This window comes from Streptomyces sp. NPDC059957 (genome assembly GCF_042730015.1).
GTDB lineage: Bacteria > Actinomycetota > Actinomycetes > Streptomycetales > Streptomycetaceae > Streptomyces.
This window is the reverse complement of record NZ_JBHWMB010000167.1, coordinates 1-3,421: the sequence shown is the minus strand read 5'-3', so window position 1 is coordinate 3,421 and position 3,421 is coordinate 1. Positions and strand designations below refer to the sequence as shown.

The window sequence follows — 3,421 nt, the reverse complement described above, 5'->3', positions numbered from 1 at the left end:
CCGCTGCGCTCCACCAGAGCGGCCGGCTTCGCCGGCCTCAGGGCTCCCGCGCTCCGCGCGGGAGGTGACCCCGTTTCCCGGAGTCCGGGCCTACGGCCCGTTGGGCGGGTCCACTCCGCTCCCCCATCCCCAAGACCCTTCCGGCTCCGCCTCCAGGAGCACCCAAACCTCCCGAACCCATCCTCTGGAAACCTCCTCCCCACTTCGAATCCGGTGGCTACACGCCCGACCTTGAGGCCGTCCAGCCTTGGAAGGACCTGGCGGGGACTCGTATCAGTTCACCCGTCACATATTGCAAATTTAACTGAATTGGCAACCTGTTGCCGATGTCCCTGCATAGTCGTACGTTCGAAGAGTAGCGCCTGGCTCCGTCCCGGCTCGAACCTAGCCAACTCCCACCGGCAACCATCAACCTCAGATCCAGCCCTGGAGACCAAAATGAATGACTTCAACGAACCCGTGAGGATAACCGTACCCGATAATGCAATTGCCCTGGAAGCAAACGCCCAGGGTACGGCTGTCCTCGGCGTGAGTACTGCTTGGCACGCCGTGGTCGGCGTATCCCAAGCCCCGGAAGGCTTCGGGGTCAAGGGAGAAGCTATCTCGACTGGAGTGGCCGGAGTCAGCTCGGCCTGGATCGGTGTCTACGGCGAGTCGACAGGAGGCATCGGCATCGACGCCGTACGTGGACAAGGCAAGGGAGGCACCACTGGAGTCGCCGGGCATAGCGAACACGGCATCGGTGTCTACGGTAAGGGACCACTCGCGGCGGGCAAATTCGACGGAAAAGTCGAAATCAACGGCATACTGATCTGCCCCCAAGTCAACGGAAAAATTGGATGGTTCGAACAAGAGGTGACATCCAAGAAATTCACCACCCAAGGAGCGGACTACGCAGAGACCTTTGGGTCAGAAGACAACTTCGAACCAGGCACCGTTCTCGTCATCGGAAACGACGGCCTGCTCACCGCATGCGACGCGCAATACGACACGCGCGCAACTGGAGTTGTATCCGGTGCCGGCGGGCTCACCCCGGGAACCGTCATGGAAAGCAGTCCCGAATCCGCACATCACGTGACACTGGCACTCGCAGGTCAGGTCTACGTCAAAGCAGACCCCCAGTACGGGCCAATCTCCATCGGCGATCTCCTCACGACCTCACCCACCGAAGGGTGCGCAATGCGCGTATCCGACCGCAGCCGAGCCGTCGGTGCAATCCTCGGAAAAGCCCTGGCATCCCTGGAAGGCGAACCCGGACTGCTCCGCATGCTAGTCACACCATCCTGAGCCCCTCGCGGTCGAACACCACGCTGCGAGACACCATCAGCTTCCATCGACCCACCAGACCTCTTCGAGCACGCCAGCTCCGAGAGGTCTGCAGCTCACCGCATCGCACTTCAGGTGACTGCTTCAACCTGGACTCCAGCTAGACTCTGGAAAGATCATGTCGTACCAGGTCCACTGACCCGCGATGCCCATGCTGCCGCGAACCAACGAAGCTGCGCAGTACTCACATACCCTGACCGGAACCACCATCAAGACCCATGTGACCTGCGGGTTTCCGCTGACAATTCAGTGACGCGACCACCCGCAGAATGTCGCGTCCAGCCAACATTCTCACCCCGTCACACTCGAACCCCGCCGCGGAGCGAGAGCCTGCTTGCCGCTCTCGCCGCGCTCCTGCGCCGCCCGTAAGCCGGGCTCCCTCTACAGGCGGGCCTGCGCCCGCTCCTCGGCCCTGCGCAGCGCCCGCACCAACGTCCACGCCAGGTCATCGGATTCGAGATCTGCATCATCGGTGTCGACCTCGGCCAGGTAGGCATCGATCGTCTCGCGAAACACATCAGCCTTTTCGTCATCGGTCATGGGCCGCAGTGTGCCCGACCGGTGTCCTCGCTGCTCCACCCCGGCCGCGAGACTAGGCGCATGATCGAACGCCGCCCGCTGGGCACCGGCTCCCACACCACAACTTCCGCCGCCCAACCTACGGCCGGCCATCGGACCCGTCTCGCCGCAGAACCTGAAGAGTCCGATGTGGCCCCTGCGAGGCCCGCTACGCGCCCCATCCCCAGGCGGCGCCCCCAGGCGGCGCCCCCAGGCGGCGCCCCCAGGCGGCGCCCCCTGGGGGCCGGGACGGACCCGGAGGGCTCCTGAGGGGCTCTCATTGCCCGCCCGGAGCCGATGAATTGGGGCGGCCCGGTGGTACTGCTGCCCCAGACACGTCTGGGCACCGGGCCTCACCCGCGCACGCCATATCGGCGCGGGCTGTCCCGACCCTAGCCCCGCCGTCCGACAGGAGCTGAGCGGGGTTCTTCCTTCACCCCGTAGGGGTGGGCCCCGGCGCGAAGCGCCTTCAAGGGGGCCCGGCGCGCAGCGCCTGCCCGAAGGGCAGAGTCCTTTGTCCGCCCGTGCCCGAAGGGCACATAGGGGGCGGACCAGCCCGCAGGGCTGTCCATCAACCTTCATTAGGCATACAAAAGGGGCGGCGAGTCCGCCGCCCCCGTTCACCTATTCGGCCGTCCGGTCCGCTTCTCACAACTCCCACCCCGGGGCCACCCCGCCGGTCAGCACAGCGGCCATGTCACCCCACCCGCAACCAGCATTCGCGCACGTCGCCCAGCCACGGCTGCGCAGCACCACCCCGGCCCCGCACACCGGGCACAGGTGCTCTAGCGCAGCCGCCTTGACCCGCCACCCGAACCGCGCCGCAACCTCCGGCGCCGAGGACTCGAAACAGGCCCGGGTGACGTCATCAAGGCTCACGCCGGGGTCCTCCAGCACGGACAGGACGGCGCACACCGCCAGAGTCACCGCGCGCGCCTCGGTCTCGGACAGCGTCAGGCCCTCCAGGACGAGTTCAGCGCCCCGGTGCACCGCCGCAAAGGCCCCGTCCAGGCCGTAGGCGACCGCCTCCGGCTCGTCGACGGTGTAGCCGAGCAGACCATCCCGGGAGACGGTCCAAGCCTCCTCCGGGTCCAGCTCAAGGTCCCGCACATCCAGCAGGTGACCACACGCCAGGCAGCGGAACATGCGGTCCGGATGCGCGCGGTACGAGGAGGGGGTCTCGGCCGGGCACTGCGAGCAGTAGATGGGCGTCATGTGCACAGGCATGGTCATGGGACAGCCTTCCGCTTCGGCTCTTCTGGGGCGTGTCCCAGGAGGCCGCGCGGTGGGCCGCGTGCTTTTTGGCCCGGTGCGCGCCGAAGGCGCAGGGCCAAAAACCCTGCCCCGGAACGGGGCAGGGCGGTCCGCGCAGCGGACCGAAATTGCCGGTGAACGCGCCCGGAGGGCGCCCGGCAATTTCGCCCGCAGGGCCCGCCAGGGCCCGAAGGGCGGCACGCGGGACACCGTGTGGCAGCGTGGGCCACGCCCCAGAAGCACAGGCTTGAACCGCACCCGAAACGCGCGTGCTGCGCACCGG

At 66.8% G+C, this 3,421-nt stretch carries 3 protein-coding genes; 1 reads left to right on the top strand and 2 read right to left on the bottom strand.

The window, feature by feature from the left end:
- The first annotated feature begins 438 nt into the window (after nucleotides 1–438).
- A complete protein-coding gene (locus ACFWBW_RS41620) occupies nucleotides 439–1,287 on the top strand; it encodes a hypothetical protein (RefSeq protein WP_385385098.1) in 849 nt (282 codons plus the stop codon).
- 420 nt (nucleotides 1,288–1,707) lie between these two features.
- Here the strand turns inward: ACFWBW_RS41620 and ACFWBW_RS41615 are convergent, their stop codons facing one another.
- Both ACFWBW_RS41615 and ACFWBW_RS41610 read right to left on the bottom strand, forming a co-directional pair.
- Nucleotides 1,708–1,866 carry a hypothetical protein gene (locus ACFWBW_RS41615; protein ID WP_385385095.1) on the bottom strand — a complete coding sequence of 53 codons (159 nt, stop codon included), beginning with the start codon at nucleotides 1,864–1,866 and terminating at the stop codon, nucleotides 1,708–1,710.
- 666 nt (nucleotides 1,867–2,532) lie between these two features.
- The gene (locus ACFWBW_RS41610) at nucleotides 2,533–3,117 is read right to left on the bottom strand and encodes a hypothetical protein (protein WP_385385093.1); all 585 of its coding nucleotides are present in this window, start codon (nucleotides 3,115–3,117) and stop codon (nucleotides 2,533–2,535) included.
- Between the last annotated feature and the right edge of the window lie 304 nt (nucleotides 3,118–3,421).

What these genes read in the sequence shown, in the direction of transcription:
- ACFWBW_RS41610 (WP_385385093.1), bottom strand. Translation starts at nt 3,117, where the DNA reads ATGACCATGCCTGTGCACATGACGCCCATCTACTGCTCGCAGTGCCCG.
- ACFWBW_RS41620 (WP_385385098.1), top strand. Translation starts at nt 439, where the DNA reads ATGAATGACTTCAACGAACCCGTGAGGATAACCGTACCCGATAATGCA.
- ACFWBW_RS41615 (WP_385385095.1), bottom strand. Translation starts at nt 1,866, where the DNA reads ATGACCGATGACGAAAAGGCTGATGTGTTTCGCGAGACGATCGATGCC.